Origin of the sequence: Lysobacter brunescens (genome assembly GCF_042677005.1) — a bacterium.
In the GTDB taxonomy this organism is placed as follows: Bacteria; Pseudomonadota; Gammaproteobacteria; order Xanthomonadales; family Xanthomonadaceae; genus Lysobacter_I; species Lysobacter_I brunescens.
In genome coordinates, this window is record NZ_JBHTIF010000001.1 from 2,297,542 (window position 1) to 2,316,883 (window position 19,342).

Consider the following 19,342-nt stretch of genomic DNA (forward strand, 5'->3'; position numbering starts at 1 on the left):
AGCGGTGCGGATGCATGCATGTTCAGGCGCGATCCGGCACCCTGCGCCTCCCTCTCTGCAAGTCCGAGGTCGATGCCATGTCGATGACCCTCATGTCCCTGCGGGCGCCCTGCACCGGACTGTGCCTTGCGCTGGCCTGCCTGCCCGTACTCGCGCAGGCGCCCGAGATCCGCCGCGAGCCGTATCCGCCGCAGGCCGTCGGCAGCGCGCACACCATCCGCATCATTCCCGAAACCTGCGCCTACCTGCGCGGCATGTTCACCACCGATCCAGCCGTGCCGTACCGCTACGGCGCATCGAAGACCGCCGGCCGCTGCCAGCCCCGCGCGCGCCTGGTCGATCCGGCGAAGGCGATGCCGTCCGCAGCGAAGGGCTGGATCCTCAACGATGAAGTCCGCATCCCGCAGGCCGGCTGCCCGTCGCGAACCGCGGTGATCCGGATCTGGCGCAAGCCGATCGACACGAAAGCACCGCTGGACGGCCGTGGCCAGGCGCGTATCTATCTGCAGGACGCGAAGCAGCAGGCGCAGTCCGGTGCCGTGGCGAAGCTGCCGGAATATGCGGCGGTGCTGGAGATGGTGGGGCAGGGCTGTGGCGGCGCAGCTGGCTGATCGCCCGGTTCAATCCTTCGGCTGCGTGTTGCGCTCAGCGTTCTCGGCACGTTTTTCGCGCGATGCGCGCCGCGCGCCCATGACAGTGGTGATAGGGCGCCCCGCGAGTGGATCGATGGACTCCTGCGGGATGACCGGTGCTTGATCTGCCGTGACGCCCAGCCCTTGAATCGCAAATTGACGCGTGCATCTCCAGGACAGTGATAGCAGGATGTCCTTGAGGAGTCGGGCATTGCTCTCGAGCAGGGCGTCAAGAGAAGGCGACGATGGGTGCTTGTAGGTCGTTGCGTTGCACTTCGCGTTGCTCACGATGCGACCGGACGCGGTTTCGATCAATTGCATATGCAGGTGGTTGCTGACCATGTTGCCACCCGGAGCAGGTGCCACGATGCCGCCTGTGTAGCGTACGGATAGCACGAAGTCTGTCTCGCGATGCATTTCCGCCAGGTCTTCCGGTTTCGCGGACGGTGCCGGAGACTCATCCATTGCCCGTACGTTTGCTTCGAGCGCATCCTTCAGTGTGTTGGACAACTGAATACGCGCCAGTGCAGCCGGATCGCGTACGCGATACGCGAGGAAGTCCTCGGGATTTCCACCGAACGACTGCCAGAACATCAGGAAGTTCGGTGGATGGAAGGTGACGGCCACTGACTTTCCGCGCAGGTTCGCAGCATCCTGCGGCGAAAGCCCACTAGCCTTGACTTTCAACTGATCTGCGTGCAGCGACAATGAGAACAGCGAGAGGCTGCATGCCAGCGCGGCGACAAGCGGAATCTTGTTCAAGGCGGATGCTCCAGTGTGGAGCGCGCTGTTTAACCTGCGGTCCTACCCGGGTCAAGCGACTCGAATCCGGGCAGCGACCGCACGAACGCCTCCACCTCTCGCGTATAGGCATTGTCCTCGCCGAGCAGGCGATTGATCTCGCCGTGCGACAGCGGCTTTTGCATCAGCTGCGTGCGCGTGCCGAAGCCTGCGGCCTTGTCGAGGAAAGCGCGGTTCGCGCTGCAGGAATCGCGGCGTTCGCTGGCGCAGACGGCGAGGATCGGTGCGGTCTTGCCCGCGAGCTGGTGCATGGGCGAGACCGTGCGCCAGTACGCAGGATCATCGCCGAAGGCATTGCGGAACAGGCCGATGCGACCGCGCGGCGAGGTCATCGTCTGGACGACATCCACCGAACCCGCATCGAGCAGCACCGTCGCACGCCAGGGGCGCGCGCCCGCATCGCGCACCAGGTCGGGGCGTGCGGCGAGCAGGGCAATGAGATGTCCGCCAGCCGAATGGCCCATCAGCACGAAACGGTCCGGATCGCCGCCCGCGCGCGCGACCACGCGCTGCGCTTCGGCCAGTGCACGGGCCACATCGCGTGCTTGCTCCAGCGGATCCGCGACGGGGCGCATGCGGTAGTTGGTCGACACGAAGAACATGCCGGCGCCGGTCCAGCGCGCGCGCTTGTTCTCGACTTGCCCGGCTTTGTCGCCGAAGGCCCAGCCGCCACCATGCACGTGGAAGACCGTGGCTGCACCGGTGGCGCGCGCGGGGAGGTCGATGTCGAAGCGCTGCGCGGCATCGGGCCCGTAGGCGACGTCGCGCATCGGTGCCGGCAGCGCGACCGGGGTGGTCGCGGACGTCTGTGCCGCAGGTCGAAGCACGGCGCCGCAGGCCAGCAGCAGCGCGAACGTGACCAGCGGCCAGGGCGTGCGGCGGTGCGACATCAGGGGCGGCGGTCGGGGGCGGGGGCGTCGGGTGCAGCACGACCGGGCACGTCGCCCGGTGCGCGACGCTGGCGCAGTTCGCGCTGCTCGCGCATCCACGTCCGGCGCTGTTCCGGCGTCATCGTCTTCAGCTTATCGCGCAGCGCCGCGCGCTCCTCGGGCGACAGCTGGCGCGCATGCTCGTACAGCGCGCGCATGCGCTGGCGTTCGTCGGGCTTCATGCCGGCCCAGCGATCCATGCCGTGCTTCGCGCTGCGGCGCTGCTCGGGCGTCATCGCCTTCCAGCGTTCGGCATGCTTGAGCATGCGCGTGCGCTCCTGCGGATTGTCGTTCCAGCGATCGCGCAGCACCGCGATCACCATCTCGCGCTGCGCGGGCGTCAGCTGTTCCCACTGCGGAGGCGGCGGCCCCTGTTCGCGCGCAGGTGCCTGGTCGGTGCCCCGGCCAGGCGGGCCGGCGAGCGCCGGGGAGATGGCGCCTGCGACCAGCAAGGTGCAGAGCAGGCGGGCGAGGAGGGTGGTGCGATTCATAGCGACTCCGGAACGTCGGCCAGCGCGTCTTCCGAGCCCAGCCATGCGTAGAAATCAGGGGTTTCGTCGAACGCGCCGTAACCGATGTCGTCGGTCGCGCCTTCGATCGCCTCGACGGCGTCGAACTCGGCGGCGATGAGCGAATCGGACAGCGTGTCCGGCAGCGTGTCGGTTGCGACGGGCTGCGGTGCGACCGCCGCGTCGGGGGGGGCGATCGTGCTCGGCGTGGTTGTGGTGGCATCGGCGACGCGGATGTCGACAGGCGCAGGCTGCGCCGCCGGTGCGACGGGGGCCGTCATCGCTGCGCCGTTATCCGCGACCTGCGGTGCCTGTGTGCTGTCGTTGTGCAACACGCCCTCGCGCATCACGAACACACCGATCGCCACGGCCAGCACGGCCGTCGAGGCGGTGGCGATCATCGCCCAGCCGCGTCCCGCGTTGCGTGTCGGCTGCATCGCCGCGCGGCGGCGCTGCGCGAGCTGCGCCTGCACGCGCGGCGACAGGCGATCGAGCGACGCCGCGTGCGCATGGCGCGCGGCGCGCAGCAGCGCGTCGTCTGCGTCCATCTCGTCGCGAAGGTCGGTCTGCGGGGTCATCGGAAATCCTCCAGCTGTTTCTGCAAGGTGTCGCGGGCGCGGAAGAGGTGGGTCTTCACCGATCCCTCGCTGCAGCCCATGATTCGCGCGGTGGTGGCGACATCGCAGTCTTCCAGCACGCGCAGGGTGAAGGCCTCGCGCTGCCGGGCGGGCAACGCGCGCAGGGCCGACGCGAGCGTGCGGTAAGCCTCCTGCTGATCGTGTGCGCCCGACGGGTCCGGGCGGTCGTCGGCGGTGTTGTCCGCCCAGTCGATCGATTCGCCGTCCTCGTTGTTCTTCGCGGAGGACGGCAGCATCCAGCGCAGGCGGAACAGGCTGCGCCGCTGCATGTCGATGATCCGGCTGCGCAGGATGCTCCAGAACAGCGGCGTCCACTCCGCCGCCGGGCGGTCGCGGTAGCCCATCATCTTCATCATCGCGTCCTGCACCGCGTCCAGCGCATCCTCGCGATGGCGCAGACCCAGTTCGGCGAAGCGGAAGGCGCGGGCGGAGATGCCCGCGAGGAAGGCGTCGAGCGTCGTCGGCGTGGCCTGCGCCACCGCCTCCGGCGAGTGCGGAAGAGAATGTCCCTCGGCCGCCCGGGGGGGTACGGCCGAAGGACTGCGCGATTGGCCGGCGTCCGGGCTCATGCGCGAAACTCTAGACCCTCGCGGGTCCGTCGGGGTGTGGCCATCCGCCATGGCGTCCGGCCTTCAATGCCTGCGGTCCTGGCGGCGGTCGGCCCGACGCTCCAGGCGGCCGTCGATCCGGTCGCCCTTCGCATCCAGCCGGTGTGCGATCCGGTCCCCGGTCCGGTCCAGCCGCGCTGCGCGGCGTTCATGTCCCTGATCTTGCGCCCGCCCGGCCCGGCGGTCGAACCGCTCGTCCAGACGCTCGCCCCGCTGGTCCAGACGGGCATCGATGCGGTCGCCCCGGTCGGCGGCCCGGGCATCGGCCTGGGTCGCACAGGCGGCCAGGACGAGAAGGAGGGGGAGGAGGGGGAGGAGGATCGACGGCTTCATGCGGCACCTCGGGCTTCGACGGGACGGCGCACGCGGCGCCTGCAGCAGGGGAAACGCCCGGTGGGTGACTCGGTTGACAGTGGCCTTACATGGCGGGCTTCGACTTCCTCCCCCGCCTGCGGGGAAGGATCGAGGTGGGGGGCAGGGCAGCCCGACGTCCAGCGCCCCCACACCCCGCCATCGACAACCCGCCCACGGGCATAAGCAGATGAGACCTGCGTATCGCTTGCCCGTGTCCGGACGGTCTCGAATGTCATGGCCCGGCGGTTATGATGCGGGACAGCACCCTCTGGAGAACGGACGTCGTGGATGGTTTCGTAGCGCTCTATATCTTCATGCTCGCGGCGATCGCCGGGCACGTCATCATCTCGCGGGTGCCGGTGATCCTGCACACCCCGCTGATGTCCGGCAGCAACTTCATCCACGGCATCGTCCTCATCGGCGCCATGGTCGTCCTCGGCCACGCCGACACCACGCTCGAGAAGGCCATCGGCTTCATCGCCGTGTTCCTGGGCGCGGGCAACGCCGCCGGCGGCTACGTCGTCACCGAGCGCATGCTCGACATGTTCAAGCCTTCCAGCAAGCCGGGGCAGGGCAAGCAATGACGGCAGCCCGGACGCCGGCCGCGTCGGGCCCATCGCCGTCCCGCGTCACCGAGCTGTTCCAGAAGATCAGCTACCTGCAGTACCCGGCGATGCTCGCGGCCCTGGCCTACGCGATGAAGCCTGCCTTCACCGGGATCGCCGGGATCTTCGACGACGCCAACTACGCATTGTTGTACATGGGGATCGGCATTGGCCTGTCTTCGCTGCAGGATCCGAAGCGCACGCAGAACGAGGTCTCGCGCAAGGTCTGGCAGGACCCGCGCAAGGGTTTCCTCTTCCTGTGCCTCATCGCGGGGCAGGCCTTCGTGATGATGGTCGCCGGCCTCGTCGGCAGCTACTTCGCCAGCGACAGCGCGCTCAACCAGCTGTCGCTGGGCCTGTTCTCCCTCGGCCTGGGCATGCTGGGCCTGCTCAAGACCGCGATCGACATGTACGAACACCACCGATTGGACAAGAACGCCACGGATGCGCGCCATCCGGTGCAGGAGACAAACGCATGAGCCTGTTGTTGCTGGTCAAGTTGAGCTACTTCGTCGCCGCCACCCTGTTCCTCCTCGGCCTGCAGCGCATGGCCTCGCCCAAGACCGCGCGCAGCGGCATCCAGTGGGCCGGCGTGGGCATGCTCATCGCCACCATCGCCACCTTCTTCCTGCCGGACCTGCACAACATCGCGCTGATCGCCGTCGCCATCGTGCTCGGCGTCGCCGTCAACTGGATGTGGGGCAAGAAGGTCGCCATCACCGACATGCCGCAGATGGTCGCGCTGTTCAACGGCATGGGCGGTGGTTCGGCCGCGGCCATCGGCGCCGTCGAACTGCTGCGCTTCTCGGCCGAAGGCAAGGCGCCGAACAACTTCACCCTCGGCCTCGCGGTGGTCGGCGCGCTGATCGGCGCCGTCTCGCTCACCGGCTCGGTCATCGCCTGGGCCAAGCTCGACGGCCGCATGGACAAGCGCTACACCTTCCCCGGCCAGCAGGCGTTCAACGCCCTGGTCGCGCTGGCCTCGGTCGGCCTGGGTGTGGCGGCGCTGGTCACCCTGGACCCGGTCTTCATCATCGGCTTCTTCGTCGCCGCGCTGCTGCTGGGCGTGCTGATGACCCTGCCCATCGGCGGCGCCGACATGCCGGTGGTCATCTCGCTGTACAACGCCTTCACCGGTCTCGCCGTCGCCTTCGAAGGCTACGTGCTGGGCAACGAGGCCCTGATCATCGCCGGCATGATGGTCGGCGCCGCCGGCATGCTGCTGACCAAGCTCATGGCCAAGGCGATGAACCGCTCCATCCAGTCGGTGCTGTTCTCCAACTTCGGGGCGACGGGTGAAGCGGCCGCCATCGAAGGCAGCCAGAAGCCCATCGACGCCAGCGACGTCGCCGCGATGATGGCCTTCGCTGAACGCGTGGTCATCGTCCCCGGCTACGGCCTCGCCGTCGCCCAGGCCCAGCACAAGATCTGGGAACTGTCGCAGAAGCTCATCGATCGCGGCGTGAAGGTGAAGTTCGCCATCCACCCCGTCGCCGGCCGCATGCCCGGCCACATGAACGTGCTGCTCGCCGAAGCCGGCGTGCCGTACGACCTCATCGTCGACATGGACGACATCAACCCCGAGTTCGCCAACACCGACGTCTCGCTGGTGATCGGCGCCAACGACGTGGTCAACCCCGTCGCCAAGACCGACCCCAACTCCCCGATCTACGGCATGCCCATCCTCGACGTGGTGAACAGCAAGAACACCATCGTCATCAAGCGCGGCAAGGGCACCGGCTTCGCCGGCATCGAAAACGCCCTGTTCTACGCCGACAACACGCGGATGCTGTATGGCGACGGTGCGGATATGGCGAACCAGCTCGTCAGCGAGCTGAAGGCGTTGGATGGTGGGCATTGACCGAGTAGGGTGGTGGTGAGCGCAGCGAACCCCACCTGAGCCGGCCGCAGCGCCGGACATCGCTAGGGCGGTACATCAAAGGCGTCATCCGGGTTCGGGTGGCGCTTCTTATTTGTGCTTAGCGCGAGCTACTTGATGCCGAAGTGATGCCGTTTTGATCCGAGAAGAGAGAGCGCATCGAGAGCAACGGTGGCTATGGTGTACGAAGCAGGCGATGGGCGGTGCGCAACCTGTCGGAAATAACGGGTTGGTGGCTGAGTGACGAAAGACGACGATAGGCTGTGTGGGCGTCAGATAAACGGTCCACGAGCAGTTGCAACGCATGGTGTGCGGTTGACAGGGGTTTGATTTCTATGAGCATCTTTTGGCTTCAATGCTGTCTGCGTCCTTGCCAGCGCCTTGTTACAGAGCGATGCGTTATACGTCAGTATCAAGTCTAAACATAGTTAGCCAACACAAGAGAGATCTTCTCATGGCGCAGAAAGTGGCAAAACCACTTGTTGTCTCTTCCGCTTGTTCTAGTTGCGAGCGAAACACTAACCATGAAGTGCTTTATTCATCGGATGACGATGGCGGGGACGACTATCATTGTCGTATCTCACATCGCGTTGTTAGATGTTTGGGTTGCGGAGGAAAGTCATTTAGGTACGAATTTGTTGATTTCGAGAATGCATACCCGCTCGCTGACGGCCACTGGGAGGTGCCTGAAGAGATCAAGACATACCCGAAGTACTTGGATGGGCACAAGGAACTGTATGGCCTTCATCATGTGCCAGACATCGTGCAATCCATCTACCGCGAATCACTAACTGCAATAAGGGAAGAGGCGGGTGTGCTAGCTGGACTTGGACTACGAGGCACGGTAGAAGCAATTTGCAATGAGCAACAGATTACAGGAAAGACTCTTGATCAACGCATTTCCAAGCTCGCGACGCAGGGGCTAATTTCCCTGCGCGATGCAAAGCGGCTGCACGCAATTCGCTTTCTGGGCAATGACGCAGCTCACGAAATCAAGCCGGCCACGTCCAATCAAATCCGCATCGCACTAAGAATTATTGAGCATCTCATTTCTACACTGTATGTCCTTGACGAGGACGCCCGTGGAAAGCTTGACACTGTCATTGACGATTTCGCGGATTTCGTTGCGCTCCTCACAAAGTGCCTCAAATCCTTCAAATCAGGAGACGAATTCCCTCTTGCAAAGTATCTCGGGCGGGAGGTGAGACGTATCCAGCCCGGAGTGTCACACATGGAGTCCCAACTTGTGACCGCGATTGCATCAGGTACGTTTACCAAGCTCGGTGTCGGGAAGCTTGACGTTTTTGGCCAATCGCCGGGCAAAGTGCAACACTTTGTCGTAACGTGATTGTTGGATAACTCAGCAAAAACAGGGGTCAGAGTAGAGTTTCTAGGTGCCCACCGCTGTCGTCCCATCCTCGCACCGTGCTCGGCGCGTCAAGGTCGAGGCGAGTTGCGATGCAAACCTTGACGCGCCTGCGCGCGATGCGCTTCTGAATCGCCAACGGCGGCCACAGGGGGCTGCCGGTCGAAACGGAGTGTCGTCATGTCCAAGCCCAAGCCGCAGTTCCAGCCGTCCAACGTGCTGCTGGTCGAAGTCCCGCCCCAAGGCCGTAAAGCGGATACGCTGTTGTAGGGTGCATAAGCGAAGCGTCATGCACCTCCTTTCGGGTTGCCGCAACTTTTCCGTGTCATGGCGCATGACGCCTTCGGCTTATGCGCCCTACGGTCTGTAAATTCAAGGAGATTCGGGTGGCAGGAGTCTTGCATGGCAAGTAACAAGTACCCAAGGTCTTCAGTAGGCATGCCCTCGTTATCCCGGGTGTGCGCTTTGCGCTCACCCGAGCTGCGAGGCCAATCGGTGGAGAAGCCCTCTAGGCTGCGCAAGATCAGTGGCCAGCGGGATCGTACATGGGGCGATCTTTGGGCAAGTATATACGGGGTCAGTTAGGCTTATGACTGAAGGGTGGCTTATATCCCTTATCTTATCTAATGTGCCTTCAATGGTGGCATTGGTTCTAATTGCGTGTTTACTTCTGGCGGTAGGGATTGAGGCGGTAAAAGGAACAAAAGGCCTTGGTGTTTTATTTTCATCTATTTTTTTCATTTGTTTTTCAACTGTTATTTTCTGCATATTGTTACTGGTTGTAAGTATCGTATGCACAATCGTCTTTTTTCCCGCGATATTTTCGGTGGTTAATCTAATTTTTATTCTGATTGATAATGGTCTTGACGGATTAGTTGATGATCTCGCATCAGGGGTGTTGGCTTTAAGGGTGTGTAGTATAGTTTCCGTGTTTACGACTATTAATTTTTTAGCCATGGAGTCTAGTTTGGAAAGAGATGAGTACATGGCATATGTTAGATATTCAAAGTCAAGGGTCGCTGATGATGGCTATGGTGTAAGAATAGCGGCCGCGCACACTGAATATGAAAATCACCCAGCGACACTTTATTCCTCAAGCACGAAGTCAGCTGGAAATTCCGGAAATATGTTTTTCTTTTCTACGATCATTTGTTTGTGGATGCAATATATATTGGGATATGAAAGTATATTTTTTTCTCTCACATCATTTGTGCTGCTGTTCATCATTGACGACTGGGCATTGCTTATACACTTCAAAATTCATGCTGAAAAATCAGTGACAAAAATGCATAGAATTAGATTGTACTCGTCGTTTATCGCGATCGTTTTTTTTACATTGCTAGCTGCTTTTGACGTAAATGATCCATTGCTATATGCCGCATCATTGCTTGTATTTGTGTTTGGTTTGCGTTCCTTTAAAAAAATGAAATTGGAAGAGCGATATTTGAAGGAAATTGCTAATTAGCAGGCTGTTGAAATTCTCTCCAAGGGAGCGCGGTAGGATGGGTTCCGCTGGGCGGAACCCATCGCATTTCGCGAGGCCGATGATGGGTATCGCTGCGCTCAACCCATTCTAGAAAAGCCTGGCCGCTTCATGGACTCAATGTGTCCACCGTTGTCGTCCCAGTGTCGCACCGTGCTCGGCGCGTCAAGGTCGAGGCGAGTTGCGGTGCAAACCTTGACGCGCCTGCGCGCGATGCGCCTCTGAATCGCCAACGTCGGCCACAGGGGCTGCCGGGCGAAACGGATGTCCGTCATGTCCAAGCCCAAGCCGCAGTTCCAGCCGTCCAACGTCCTCATCGTTGAAGTCCCGCCCCAGTTCATCACCCTCTGCGAAACCAGCGGCGCCAGCCCGCAAGCCGCCCTGCGTGGCATGGCCGCCATGCTTTGCGGCCTGCGCTACGATGCCGACGACCGCCTGGTGCCCCTCGACGGCCCCACCGCGTAAGCTTCACCCGGGCGCAGGCGGTGTCTGCGCCCGGTACGCTTTGTGTCTGAAGAGATGCTTTTTTTAGCCGTCAGTTTTTTTGCTCTGGAGTCTGCCGTGACAGATGGCTCAATCGTTGTTGGTCCTTGGCCTGATCCACCGGTACCCGACCATGATGCGGATGGAATGATGTCGCCGCCTTGGGTTAAGTATCCGAACCTCCCGCGAAGGTCTATGGGTTGGCGAATGGGAGTCGGTGAGGCTTACTTGTATGACTTCGACGAATGGTGGGATGACCAGTCACGCGAGACAAAGAGACTTATGAAGTGCAAATACCCAGAGCCGAACGAATGGTTTGGTTTTTGGCGGTCATACAAGGCAGATGCCTGATTCCAATAGCAAGTAGCCCGGGTAAGGCCAAAGGCCGCACCCGGGACCTCCGGATAGACAGGCGTGCGTTCATCCCGGGTGCGCGCGTTGCGCTTACCCGGGCTACCAAACCTTGACGCGCCTGCGCGCGATGCGCCCCTGAATCGCCAACGGCGGCCACAGTGGCTGCCGGGCGAAACGGAGGTCCGTCATGTCCAAGCCCAAGCCGCAGTTCCAGCCGTCCAACGTTCTGCTCGTCGAAGTCCCGCCCCAGTTCATCGCCCTGTGCGAAGACAGCGGCGCCAGCCCGCAAGCCGCCCTGCGCGGCATGGCCGCCATGTAATGACCCAGCAAAACCTGCTCAGAACCAGCCACGCCACCCAGCGTCAGCCGCATGCTTTAATGCCGCCATCGGCTGCCCGGAGTCGTCCATGCCTACGTCCGCTTCGCAGGATCGTCCCGATTTCCCCTTCTATTCCGGCATCCCGGTCGCGCTGTCCGGGTGGCAGTGGCTGGTGGTGATGGCGGGAGTGGTGCTCGCCTTCTACCTGTTGACCGCTCCCTTGACGCATCTTCCGCAGCCGTGGGGCACCTGGGTCCCGGCCTTGCTGTTCTGCGGGGTCCCGCTAGGGGCGCTGGCGCTGGTGGCCGGGCGGCACTGGACGGCCTTGTTCCATCGCGTGCGCGGTCGCGACGTGTTGCTGATGGTGGGCATCGCTGTACTCAACCTGCTGGTCACGATGCTGGTCGGTGCGCTGGTGGCCGGCCTGCATCATGTTTCGGCCAATCCCATGTTCCAGTCGCTGGGCGAGGCGGATGGCGCCATGCGTGCGATGACGTTGGCGGCGATGGTGCCGCAGCTGCTGGGCGAGGAGCTGCTGACGATCCTGCCCTTTCTGGCGTTGCTGTGGTGGCTGCATGCCCGGATGCATGTGCGGCGACGCACAGCCGTGATCGTGGCGTGGCTGCTGTCCGCCTTGCCGTTCGCACTGGTGCACTTGCCGACCTATGACTGGGACCTGCTGCAATGCCTCGCTATCATCGGCACGGCGCGCCTGGTGCTGAGCCTGGGCTATGTGTTTTCCCGCAACCTGTGGGTGTCCACCGGTGCGCATGTCCTCAACGACTGGACCCTGTTCGGCGTCGTGCTGTGGATGTCGTCGCTGGCGCAATGACGCGACTGGGCTTGGCCCACCTGCGCGCGATGCGCATCGTCGGACTCGTCCTTCGTCGCCATGCCGGCGCAGGCTGGGGCCCGTCTTCAGATGCTTCAAGAATGGTATGCCGGCTTCTGCCGGAATGACGATGTCTTTTGCCGTCACGCAGCGAGTAGCCCGGATAAGGCCAAAGGCCGCATCCGGGGCTTACGGATAGGTGCGCGTGCCTTCATCCCGGGTGCGCGCGTTGCGCTTACCCGGGCTACCAAACCATGAAGCGCCTGCGCGCGATGCGCCTCTGAATCGCAACGGCAGCCACAGTGACTGTCATGCGAAACGGAGCGCTGTCGTGGCAGAATTCGAGCGGAGATTACCTCGGACCCGGGCACAAATGAGTTTGGACCGAGTCGTTAGAGCGCTCAGGACGTGCTTCAACTCTGAAGATGGCTTGTCGATCGATGTGAGCAAGAGGCTCTATGCCCAGTTGGTCTTTTCTTCGCCAGCGTTCTCCGGATTCAAGGAGGAGCTCGAAAAAGCGCTTTCAGATCCTGCAGTGTCGTGGAGAGCGCTGCTTGCTTGTGAAGATTACGAAGTGCAAATGGTGGAAACGGAAGACGAGGCACGGGTCATCGCCCGTGAACTTCTGTTGCACCCTCTTAATGCGCAAGACGAGTGAATTTCTTGGGTAGCGCGGGCCTTGTAGCCTCAATCGAACGTAACAATGACCCGGCCGCCATTCGGCGGGTGCAAGACCCGCCCTGCAGATCTATCCGCGCCTTCCTTCACAGGTTCTTCCGCTTGTACTGGGCCGTCACGGTGAACCAGCGATGCTTCTCCGACTCGCTTTTCACATCGTGCACGATCACGCCAAGGCTGGATCGATCATGGCTGTCCAGGCGGAAGTGGAAGACGTTCCCTTCGCCGTACTTCTTGACCGTTTCCTTCGCAAAGCGTTCCATGCCACTGTCGATCGTGATGTTGCTCCAGCTCGGCGCATAGACGGTTTTCGCCTTGTTGGTTTCCGTTCCGTTCAACGAATAGGGTGACGTGTGACTGCGGTGCCATGTGCCTTTCCCGGAATCCTTGGGTCGCGGGCTCGAAGGTTGCTGGATCTCCTTGAACTCGGATTCTGGTTTGGTTTCCTTGTCGAAGTCCATCACCCTGGTCATCGTGAACATGTGGCCCTTGTAGGAACCGCCGTCCCGGGGATTGATGCGATTGTCCTTCTGTATGAACGACAATTCTTGTTTCTGCATCCTCGACAGATACTTGGCGAACTTGGGGTTCAGGAGCTCGTCCGGAGATTTGCCGTGAAGGATGAAGCGTTTGATGTCCCCTTGCATTCTATGGCGGACTTCACTGTTTGCCTCTTTGCCTCCTTGATTCATCGCCTCCCTGAGGTTGCTGGTGACATCAAAGCCGAAGTGCTCGACTTTCGAGAAGTCCTTCTTCGATTCGAGCTTCATCATTCTGGTCTTTCCGCGCGTCATGCGCTGCATCGGAGCGAGTTCATCCATCTTGTGCGTCTTTTCGATCTTCTGGAACGACTTCACTTCCTCGATCTTGCGCTTGGTGTTCTTGCTGCGTTTCTCGTCCATCGGATTCCCCTGGCTTGTGCATGGAGCGGGCGCGATCGCCGGCCTGTCCGGCGAGCCATCCGCTTGGCCTGCATCCCTCAGCAAGCGACGGGCCAACCGCGCGCAGGGGCGGAAAGCTCATCCCGATCCGGGCCTTTCGTTGCCGATGGCGCTTCCTTTGAAATCAAAGGCACTCCAATCAATCGCTTGCGTATCGAGATCGAAGGGTTGAGGGCAAGGGGGGCGGGTGGGCTGGGTGAAAATCCACCCGGATCGGCGAGCGCTTTGGGACCCATGGAGACACACGACGTTTTCTCGACACGCCAGGTTCGATGTCCTTATTTCTGCGTACGCAAGGGATTTCGAATTGATGCATTGTCCTGTTCGCACGAAATCTGATCGAGAAATTCAATCTCCGAAGTTTGACGCGCGTTGCGATGGTTCTGAAAAACAAGGCACTACCATGCGCTGGCCACATGGCATGGTCCGGTTGGCTCGAATGCTGTTCGATTCTCCACGTATTCGATTGGATAGGCGGCCTGCCCGGCAATGACACGTGGCTTCGCCACGCGGCGCGATGGCGCCGCGTTTGGCGAATCGCGATACGAATGTTCATTCCCGAACCTACAAGGAGTCGTAGATCATGAACACGTCACGTTTGCAGAATCGCCTGCATGGCCGCTGCTTTGTCGGTGCCATGGCGTTTGCGTTCCTCTTCGCGCCGCTGGGTGCGATCGCGCAGACCGCAGAGGTCAAGCATGTCGAAGCACCCGCGAACGAGGGGCCTGATCCGTTCGAGAAACCCGAACAGCGCGAGCGCGTGTTGCCGCTGAACTGGGTCGAGGACGATGGGGGCACGACGCCGAAGAGCCCAGGCGGGAAGGCCGCGGACAGGAAAGCGACGCCCGGCATCGCGACCGGCGGCGCGGCGGCTGCGAATGCCAGCGCGCGTGCGAAGGCTGCGTTTCCCGAGGCCTGGGCCGAACTCGAAACGATGGACCGGATGATCGAAAAAGGCGAAGTCAGCCTCGATGCCCTCGCCGACAACCGGCAGCGCAACACCCGTCAATTCACGACGCTGGGAACCGCCGGCGTCTTCACGCGCTATTCCGGCAACGTCAACACGCAGATGTGGCAGTTCGCGCCGTGGAACAAGATCGGCAAGCTGTACTTCGTCACGCCGAGCGGCGCGAGCAGCTACTGCACGGCGAACGTGATCAGCCAGCGCAACATCATCGTCACCGCGGCGCACTGCCTGTACACGCGAGGGCAGGGTTGGCACCGCAATTTCCGCTTCGTGCCTGCAGATCGCTTCGGCGTGGCGCCCTATGGCGTGTACGGCTGGCAGTCCGCCGGCATCATGACCAACTGGATCACGATCGGTGGACGGCGCTGGGACGTGGGCATGATCCGGCTCGGCAACAATCTCAGCACCGGTCTTCCGGTGACCAACTATGTCGGTTGGCTGGGCCGCGCCTGGGACCAGCCCTACATCATGAACCTGCACTCGGTCGGCTACGCCAGCAACCTCAGCACGCAGTACACCCACATCTGCACGGCGGAGAGCTTCAACGGCGGGCTGGACGTGCTGGCCAAGGGCTGCGACATGACCTACGGCAGCAGCGGCGGTGGCTGGTTGCTGCGCTATCACCCGTATTCGAACACGCAGAACATCGTCACCGGCGTGACCAGTGGTCCGTACCCGGGCGGCTTCGGCACGACCTTCGTCGGGCCGCGCTTCAGTTCGGCGAATTTCGTTCCGCTCTGCAACTTCTACGGTTGCTGATCGCTGGCGGATCGACGTCTGCGGGCGCTTCCGATGCATCCGCAGGCAGCGCGCAGGGCGGGCTTGTGCCCGTCCTGCGTTCGCGCCGTCTGCATTGCCGGCCTCGGGTGACTCATCGAGCGGCTCATCGGGCGGCTCACTCGCTTTCGATGCGGAGCCGGACCTGGAGTTCCGATGGTTTGTGGTCGCGGGCATAGCGCCTGATCGCTTGATCGCACAGTGCCTCGAAGTCGTCCGCATCCCAGGTGCCCCGCAGTTCGCCAAGATCCAGGGTGTAGGTCCAGTCTCCGATGCGCTGATGGTTGTCGGCGCCTTGCCAATGCACGGACAGTTCGAACCGCGCGGTGAGAACATGGAGCAGCAGGGCGTTCGCAGCCTGGGCATGATCCATCGCACGTCGGCGCTGCATGCGCTCGACGACATGGGCGATGTCGCCGATCAGCGCACTGACGCTGCTCGACTGGGTCGAGCAGCGAAGCGGCGGTTTGCCGGCTTCCGCGTGCCAGCCGGCCAGTGACATGCCTGCGTTTTCGGCTTGCCGTTGGCTGCGTTGTTGCAGGAGCGGAAATGGGTCGTGCAGGGCGCCCTCACGGCGCGCGGCTGCGCTCACGATGGCCTGCAGGCCCACCATCTCCTGTCCCGCATGGGCGATGACATCGATCGCCCAGGCGGCGTCGGCGTCTTCCAGTCGATGTTGCCAGCCCTCGACGCTGCGCAACTGCTGCAGCGTGAAGGTCTCGACGCGCGTGCCCGCTTCGTCGATCTCGTACAGCACCAAGGGCTCGCTGGCGAAAGGCTGCAGACCGAAGCCGGTTTCGCGATGTCCTGCATGCTCACGACAGCCAAGCAGCCAGGTATGCCGGGTGTCGACGATCGGTTCGCTGGCGGCATGCAGGTCGACGGCATCGAGACCCGTGCGTGCATCCCAGGCGATGCCGAGTGGGCCAGCGGCGAAACGATGCAGGTCGGTGTCCAGCATGGAATGGGTCAATCCCCATGTGCTGTCCTGGAAACGCAGCAGCAGACGACCGCTGGCGAGGGGCATGACGAGCGAGAGCGGGGACATGGCGGGTGTGGATTCGACTGCGTCCATGGTAATGAGGGCGATGCCGTGCATGCGTGCGCGGTAACGCGCGGGCTGGATCTCGCCGAAACTCAGGTAGAGCAGGTGTGTGCGGTCGCAGCGACTGCAATCGACGGGACCGAAGCAGGGCGCTGCATCGTCGTGCGATCGGATGACGAGCTTGCCCAGCGATTCGCCGAGCGGCATGCGGAAATGCCGGACGAACTGCAGCCGATCGGCGTCGTCCAGCGTGTCGAACCACCGCTCCGCACGGGACACGAACGACAGCAGCGACATGTCGTTGTCGGCACCGCAGGCCGCGCAGGCGAACGCCAGATGCGCCTGGTCTTCGTCCATGCCATCGAAGAAGGGAGGACGTCGGGCGTCCGGCGACAGGACCGGTGACTCAAGATGCATCGACTTCGTTCCAGCGCGGGTACCCATCCCGCGTTCCGTCGTGGATTGTGACATCCCGCGCTGCGAGCCGTTGGCCTGGACAAGCTCGCCACATCCGGCGTCAGTTCGCCTGCGTCATTACGGCGACCGCCAGCACGATGTAGCGGAGGGTTTTCGCGAACGTCACGATCATCAGGAAAACGGACAGGCGCTCGCGCATCATGCCGGCGACGAGGGTGAGCGGATCGCCGATCACCGGCACCCAGCTCAGCAGCAGGGTCCAGCGGCCCCAGCGGGCATAGCTGCGGCGTGCGCGTTCCAGTGCGGCGGGCTTGACCGGAAACCAGCGGCGGTCGCCGAAGCGCACGATCTCGCGGCCCAGCCACCAGTTGACGGTGGAGCCCAGGACATTGCCGATGCTGGCGACCGCGACCAGTCGCCACGGCGAATGGCCGTCCAGCAGCAGGGCCACCAGCACGGCCTCGGACTGCGCGGGCAGCAGGGTTGCAGCGAGGAACGCCGCCATGAACAGGCCGAAGTCGGGCATGCGGGTAGTCTATGGGCTTCGATCGCATTTGCCGCACATGCCAGGCATCGCCACGCGTCGCGACCGCAGATACCCTTTCAACACCTTGGAGGCACTTGCCATGAACGAACGACTTCCCGAGCTCTACATCGCGACCGATGTCGAGGCGGATGGCCCGATCCCCGGCCCTTGCGCCGCGTCGGTCCTCCTCGGCACGCTGCTGCTGTCTCTCTCGGTCAGCGTGGCGGCGAAGACGCCTTCGCTGAAGGCCTGCCTCGCGAATGCGGCGAAAGGAGGCGCACCCCTGCCCGCCGTCGTCTACAGCGATGCGCACGGGCTGTGGGGTGGAACGACGATTTCGCTCGGGGCCGACGGCGCCTACCGTCGCGACCGCGTCGCCGATCCCCGCGAACCTGCGCAGCGGGTCGAGACCGTGGTCGATGCGTCGCGCCATCGCACGCTGACCTCGCTGCTGGTCGAGCTGAAGGCATGGAAGCAGCAGGTCAGGGAACGCCGCCCGATTCCCGACGAAAGCCGAGCCGGCCTCACCCTGCGCTGCGGCGATGCCGAGGCCCGGATCTGGGAGTGGTACAACGACCTCGACCGGAACCAGCGCATCGCCCGGGTGCGCGATGCGCTGCAGGCGCTGGAGGCGCCGCAGCGGCCATGAGCGCGGCGGCTGTTCGCCGCTGCGATGGGGGTCATGATCGGTATGGTGTCAGGACATCCTGGACTGGCTCGCGCAGTCGGTCCAGGAGACGGCTGAGAAGCCCGTGTCCGAGGCGCTCTTCCAGCGCGCCTGCACGCTGGGGATCCCGTCGGGCTGCACCAATCGCGCGGCAGGCATGTTCATGGCAGCGCGGGACGATCCATCGATGCTGGCCTGCACCTACCGATCCTTCGCGCGTGCATGCGCGTTCGATGATCCGTGGGGATGCACCATGCAGGCACTCCAGCTGAGTCGCGGGCTGGGTGTCGAGCCCGACAACGACACAGCCCTGCGCGTGCTGCAGGGCGCCTGCCGGAATGGCGAGGACGATCCCGCATGCCAGAGCGGCTAGGCGCTGCGCCAGGAGATCAAGGCGATCAAGCGATAGGCGTGCGGTGATGCGGATCTGATACGAAGGCGGCAGTACGCGGATGGCAACATGGCTTTCGGGCGAACCGCCCGTGAACCGGTCTCGTGCCGAGGCCTTTTTCCGCAAGACGCAATGTCTCCTCTCCATCCGCAAAGGAATGCCGCACCATGCTGCTGACCAATCCGAAAATCGACGGCACCCGCACGTCCGTGCCCACGATCCTCAACGCCATCCCGCGCACCAATCCGACGCGCTACACCGTCAGCGGCACCATTCCGATTCCGCCCTGGTCCTCGATCAATCCCGTGGACAGCGTCGAATGGCATTACCAGGGCATCGCGCCCTACAACGGCAACGGCGGGCCCACGATCGCCAACGGCTGCATCTCGGCCAGCAGCACCTCGGGCTATTTCTCGGGGTTTTCGCAGGCGCAGGGCAGCAATCCCGCCGTGCGTTCGGTGGTCTTGCCGAATTCGGGCTACTACCACGCGGCGGGCATCCAGATGATGGGCGACCTGCTGGCCGTCCCGCTGGAAACCTCGGGGACGGGCAACGGCCTGGTGGCCTTCTACAACGTCGGCAACCTCTCTTCGCCGGTCTACCTCTCCACGCTGACGATGCCGGGCAAGAAGGCATCCGCCGTCGGCATCACCGCGTATCGCGATGCGAGTGGCGTGGACCAGTGCCTGCTCGTGGTGTACGAGTACGACCACTACCAGATGTACGTCTACCAGGCGCCGATCAGCACCGTGGGCACCGCGAACCCCGGCTGGGTGCTGAAGACGACGTACACCGGCAGCGCGCTGAACACCGGCGACCAGTTCCAGAGTTTTGCGCTGGTGACGCAGACCAACACCACCGGCGACGTGGTGTACCTGCTGGGATTCCGCGAGGACGAGGAGCTGTGGCTGTACACGGTGAACACCACGCCGGGGACTTCGTTCGGGCTGATCACCTACAACGCGAAGTACACGGGCTGGAACGGTTCGGACTGGCGCAACGGCATGGGCCTGCAGATCGCGAACACCACGCAGATGCGCCTGTTCGGCACTGCGAAGGATCCCTCGGGCAGTTCGAAGTATCCCGGCGGTCCGGCGAACTACAGCTTCCAGATCTACGTCTACGGAAACTGATCGGGCGC

Annotated in this window: 24 protein-coding genes; 15 read left to right on the forward strand and 9 right to left on the reverse strand. The window is 62.8% G+C overall.

All coding sequences use genetic code 11. The features are described from left to right. Positions 1–83: 83 nt before the first annotated feature. Positions 84–611: a hypothetical protein gene (locus ACFQ0E_RS10060; RefSeq protein ID WP_386823517.1), complete on the forward strand. Its 528-nt coding sequence runs from the start codon at positions 84–86 to the stop codon at positions 609–611. 9 nt (positions 612–620) lie between these two features. On the opposite strand, the gene ACFQ0E_RS10065 is transcribed toward ACFQ0E_RS10060, so the two are convergent. The 6 genes from ACFQ0E_RS10065 to ACFQ0E_RS10090 form a co-directional block, all read right to left on the reverse strand. Beyond that, the gene (locus tag ACFQ0E_RS10065; RefSeq protein WP_386823518.1) at positions 621–1,394 is read right to left on the reverse strand and encodes a hypothetical protein; all 774 of its coding nucleotides are present in this window, start codon (positions 1,392–1,394) and stop codon (positions 621–623) included. Positions 1,395–1,423: 29 nt separating this feature from the next. Continuing rightward, on the reverse strand, positions 1,424–2,323 hold the full coding sequence (locus tag ACFQ0E_RS10070; RefSeq protein WP_386823519.1) for an alpha/beta hydrolase: 900 nt from the start codon (positions 2,321–2,323) through the stop codon (positions 1,424–1,426). Further along, a complete protein-coding gene (locus ACFQ0E_RS10075) occupies positions 2,323–2,853 on the reverse strand; it encodes a DUF3106 domain-containing protein (protein ID WP_386823520.1) in 531 nt (176 codons plus the stop codon). Before ACFQ0E_RS10075 ends, ACFQ0E_RS10070 begins: the two co-directional genes overlap by 1 nt. Continuing rightward, positions 2,850–3,449 (reverse strand): hypothetical protein, encoded by a 600-nt coding sequence (locus ACFQ0E_RS10080; protein ID WP_386823521.1) that lies wholly within the window; start codon positions 3,447–3,449, stop codon positions 2,850–2,852. The genes ACFQ0E_RS10075 and ACFQ0E_RS10080 overlap by 4 nt, the downstream gene beginning before the upstream one ends. Continuing rightward, positions 3,446–4,078, reverse strand: a complete 633-nt coding sequence (locus ACFQ0E_RS10085; protein ID WP_386823522.1) for an RNA polymerase sigma factor — start codon at positions 4,076–4,078, stop codon at positions 3,446–3,448. The genes ACFQ0E_RS10080 and ACFQ0E_RS10085 overlap by 4 nt, the downstream gene beginning before the upstream one ends. Positions 4,079–4,141: 63 nt before the next feature. Continuing rightward, positions 4,142–4,450 (reverse strand): hypothetical protein, encoded by a 309-nt coding sequence (locus tag ACFQ0E_RS10090; protein WP_386823523.1) that lies wholly within the window; start codon positions 4,448–4,450, stop codon positions 4,142–4,144. A 272-nt stretch (positions 4,451–4,722) separates the two neighbouring features. Between ACFQ0E_RS10090 and ACFQ0E_RS10095 the strand changes: the two genes are divergently transcribed. The 9 genes from ACFQ0E_RS10095 (at position 4,723) to ACFQ0E_RS10135 (ending at position 12,450) form a co-directional block, all read left to right on the forward strand. After that, positions 4,723–5,055: an NAD(P) transhydrogenase subunit alpha gene (locus ACFQ0E_RS10095; RefSeq protein ID WP_386823524.1), complete on the forward strand. Its 333-nt coding sequence runs from the start codon at positions 4,723–4,725 to the stop codon at positions 5,053–5,055. Beyond that, positions 5,052–5,555 carry a hypothetical protein gene (locus ACFQ0E_RS10100; RefSeq protein ID WP_386823525.1) on the forward strand — a complete coding sequence of 168 codons (504 nt, stop codon included), beginning with the start codon at positions 5,052–5,054 and terminating at the stop codon, positions 5,553–5,555. The genes ACFQ0E_RS10095 and ACFQ0E_RS10100 overlap by 4 nt, the downstream gene beginning before the upstream one ends. After that, positions 5,552–6,937 carry an NAD(P)(+) transhydrogenase (Re/Si-specific) subunit beta gene (locus ACFQ0E_RS10105; RefSeq protein WP_386823526.1) on the forward strand — a complete coding sequence of 462 codons (1,386 nt, stop codon included), beginning with the start codon at positions 5,552–5,554 and terminating at the stop codon, positions 6,935–6,937. The genes ACFQ0E_RS10100 and ACFQ0E_RS10105 overlap by 4 nt, the downstream gene beginning before the upstream one ends. A gap of 472 nt (positions 6,938–7,409) precedes the next feature. Next, on the forward strand, positions 7,410–8,303 hold the full coding sequence (locus ACFQ0E_RS10110) for a DUF4145 domain-containing protein (RefSeq protein ID WP_386823527.1): 894 nt from the start codon (positions 7,410–7,412) through the stop codon (positions 8,301–8,303). Between the two features lie 544 nt (positions 8,304–8,847). Beyond that, positions 8,848–9,786: a hypothetical protein gene (locus ACFQ0E_RS10115; protein ID WP_386823528.1), complete on the forward strand. Its 939-nt coding sequence runs from the start codon at positions 8,848–8,850 to the stop codon at positions 9,784–9,786. A gap of 291 nt (positions 9,787–10,077) precedes the next feature. Further along, a complete protein-coding gene (locus ACFQ0E_RS10120; RefSeq protein ID WP_386823529.1) occupies positions 10,078–10,269 on the forward strand; it encodes a hypothetical protein in 192 nt (63 codons plus the stop codon). Positions 10,270–10,828: 559 nt separating this feature from the next. After that, complete coding sequence (locus ACFQ0E_RS10125; RefSeq protein WP_386823530.1) at positions 10,829–10,960, forward strand: hypothetical protein; 132 nt, start codon at positions 10,829–10,831, stop codon at positions 10,958–10,960. An 88-nt stretch (positions 10,961–11,048) separates the two neighbouring features. Further along, complete coding sequence (locus ACFQ0E_RS10130; protein ID WP_386823531.1) at positions 11,049–11,792, forward strand: CPBP family glutamic-type intramembrane protease; 744 nt, start codon at positions 11,049–11,051, stop codon at positions 11,790–11,792. 331 nt (positions 11,793–12,123) lie between these two features. Continuing rightward, positions 12,124–12,450 (forward strand): hypothetical protein, encoded by a 327-nt coding sequence (locus ACFQ0E_RS10135; protein WP_386823532.1) that lies wholly within the window; start codon positions 12,124–12,126, stop codon positions 12,448–12,450. A 106-nt stretch (positions 12,451–12,556) separates the two neighbouring features. Here the strand turns inward: ACFQ0E_RS10135 and ACFQ0E_RS10140 are convergent, their stop codons facing one another. Then, positions 12,557–13,372, reverse strand: a complete 816-nt coding sequence (locus ACFQ0E_RS10140) for a hypothetical protein (RefSeq protein ID WP_386823533.1) — start codon at positions 13,370–13,372, stop codon at positions 12,557–12,559. Positions 13,373–13,994: 622 nt separating this feature from the next. Here ACFQ0E_RS10140 and ACFQ0E_RS10145 point away from each other — a divergent pair. Next, a complete protein-coding gene (locus tag ACFQ0E_RS10145; protein ID WP_386823534.1) occupies positions 13,995–15,137 on the forward strand; it encodes a trypsin-like serine peptidase in 1,143 nt (380 codons plus the stop codon). A 136-nt stretch (positions 15,138–15,273) separates the two neighbouring features. Here ACFQ0E_RS10145 and ACFQ0E_RS10150 read toward each other — a convergent pair whose 3' ends face one another. Continuing rightward, on the reverse strand, positions 15,274–16,254 hold the full coding sequence (locus tag ACFQ0E_RS10150) for a hypothetical protein (RefSeq protein WP_386823535.1): 981 nt from the start codon (positions 16,252–16,254) through the stop codon (positions 15,274–15,276). On the opposite strand from ACFQ0E_RS10150, the gene ACFQ0E_RS10155 reads away from it, so the two are divergent. Then, complete coding sequence (locus ACFQ0E_RS10155; RefSeq protein WP_386823536.1) at positions 16,249–16,605, forward strand: hypothetical protein; 357 nt, start codon at positions 16,249–16,251, stop codon at positions 16,603–16,605. The genes ACFQ0E_RS10150 and ACFQ0E_RS10155 overlap by 6 nt on opposite strands. A gap of 112 nt (positions 16,606–16,717) precedes the next feature. Here the strand turns inward: ACFQ0E_RS10155 and ACFQ0E_RS10160 are convergent, their stop codons facing one another. Then, positions 16,718–17,143: a YqaA family protein gene (locus ACFQ0E_RS10160; RefSeq protein WP_386823537.1), complete on the reverse strand. Its 426-nt coding sequence runs from the start codon at positions 17,141–17,143 to the stop codon at positions 16,718–16,720. A 100-nt stretch (positions 17,144–17,243) separates the two neighbouring features. Between ACFQ0E_RS10160 and ACFQ0E_RS10165 the strand changes: the two genes are divergently transcribed. The 3 genes from ACFQ0E_RS10165 (at position 17,244) to ACFQ0E_RS10175 (ending at position 19,334) form a co-directional block, all read left to right on the forward strand. Next, complete coding sequence (locus ACFQ0E_RS10165; protein WP_386823538.1) at positions 17,244–17,792, forward strand: hypothetical protein; 549 nt, start codon at positions 17,244–17,246, stop codon at positions 17,790–17,792. Positions 17,793–17,895: 103 nt separating this feature from the next. Further along, positions 17,896–18,183 (forward strand): hypothetical protein, encoded by a 288-nt coding sequence (locus ACFQ0E_RS10170; protein WP_386823539.1) that lies wholly within the window; start codon positions 17,896–17,898, stop codon positions 18,181–18,183. Between the two features lie 185 nt (positions 18,184–18,368). Beyond that, positions 18,369–19,334, forward strand: a complete 966-nt coding sequence (locus ACFQ0E_RS10175) for a hypothetical protein (RefSeq protein WP_386823540.1) — start codon at positions 18,369–18,371, stop codon at positions 19,332–19,334. The last annotated feature ends 8 nt before the right edge of the window (positions 19,335–19,342 follow it).

What these genes read in the sequence shown, in the direction of transcription:
- ACFQ0E_RS10080 (WP_386823521.1), bottom strand. Translation starts at nt 3,449, where the DNA reads ATGACCCCGCAGACCGACCTTCGCGACGAGATGGACGCAGACGACGCG.
- ACFQ0E_RS10100 (WP_386823525.1), top strand. Translation starts at nt 5,052, where the DNA reads ATGACGGCAGCCCGGACGCCGGCCGCGTCGGGCCCATCGCCGTCCCGC.
- ACFQ0E_RS10150 (WP_386823535.1), bottom strand. Translation starts at nt 16,254, where the DNA reads ATGCACGGCATCGCCCTCATTACCATGGACGCAGTCGAATCCACACCC.
- ACFQ0E_RS10165 (WP_386823538.1), top strand. Translation starts at nt 17,244, where the DNA reads ATGAACGAACGACTTCCCGAGCTCTACATCGCGACCGATGTCGAGGCG.
- ACFQ0E_RS10105 (WP_386823526.1), top strand. Translation starts at nt 5,552, where the DNA reads ATGAGCCTGTTGTTGCTGGTCAAGTTGAGCTACTTCGTCGCCGCCACC.
- ACFQ0E_RS10145 (WP_386823534.1), top strand. Translation starts at nt 13,995, where the DNA reads ATGAACACGTCACGTTTGCAGAATCGCCTGCATGGCCGCTGCTTTGTC.
- ACFQ0E_RS10060 (WP_386823517.1), top strand. Translation starts at nt 84, where the DNA reads ATGACCCTCATGTCCCTGCGGGCGCCCTGCACCGGACTGTGCCTTGCG.
- ACFQ0E_RS10090 (WP_386823523.1), bottom strand. Translation starts at nt 4,450, where the DNA reads ATGAAGCCGTCGATCCTCCTCCCCCTCCTCCCCCTCCTTCTCGTCCTG.
- ACFQ0E_RS10175 (WP_386823540.1), top strand. Translation starts at nt 18,369, where the DNA reads ATGCTGCTGACCAATCCGAAAATCGACGGCACCCGCACGTCCGTGCCC.
- ACFQ0E_RS10130 (WP_386823531.1), top strand. Translation starts at nt 11,049, where the DNA reads ATGCCTACGTCCGCTTCGCAGGATCGTCCCGATTTCCCCTTCTATTCC.
- ACFQ0E_RS10095 (WP_386823524.1), top strand. Translation starts at nt 4,723, where the DNA reads ATGCGGGACAGCACCCTCTGGAGAACGGACGTCGTGGATGGTTTCGTA.
- ACFQ0E_RS10160 (WP_386823537.1), bottom strand. Translation starts at nt 17,143, where the DNA reads ATGCCCGACTTCGGCCTGTTCATGGCGGCGTTCCTCGCTGCAACCCTG.
- ACFQ0E_RS10070 (WP_386823519.1), bottom strand. Translation starts at nt 2,323, where the DNA reads ATGTCGCACCGCCGCACGCCCTGGCCGCTGGTCACGTTCGCGCTGCTG.
- ACFQ0E_RS10075 (WP_386823520.1), bottom strand. Translation starts at nt 2,853, where the DNA reads ATGAATCGCACCACCCTCCTCGCCCGCCTGCTCTGCACCTTGCTGGTC.
- ACFQ0E_RS10140 (WP_386823533.1), bottom strand. Translation starts at nt 13,372, where the DNA reads ATGGACGAGAAACGCAGCAAGAACACCAAGCGCAAGATCGAGGAAGTG.
- ACFQ0E_RS10120 (WP_386823529.1), top strand. Translation starts at nt 10,078, where the DNA reads ATGTCCAAGCCCAAGCCGCAGTTCCAGCCGTCCAACGTCCTCATCGTT.
- ACFQ0E_RS10110 (WP_386823527.1), top strand. Translation starts at nt 7,410, where the DNA reads ATGGCGCAGAAAGTGGCAAAACCACTTGTTGTCTCTTCCGCTTGTTCT.
- ACFQ0E_RS10085 (WP_386823522.1), bottom strand. Translation starts at nt 4,078, where the DNA reads ATGAGCCCGGACGCCGGCCAATCGCGCAGTCCTTCGGCCGTACCCCCC.
- ACFQ0E_RS10125 (WP_386823530.1), top strand. Translation starts at nt 10,829, where the DNA reads ATGTCCAAGCCCAAGCCGCAGTTCCAGCCGTCCAACGTTCTGCTCGTC.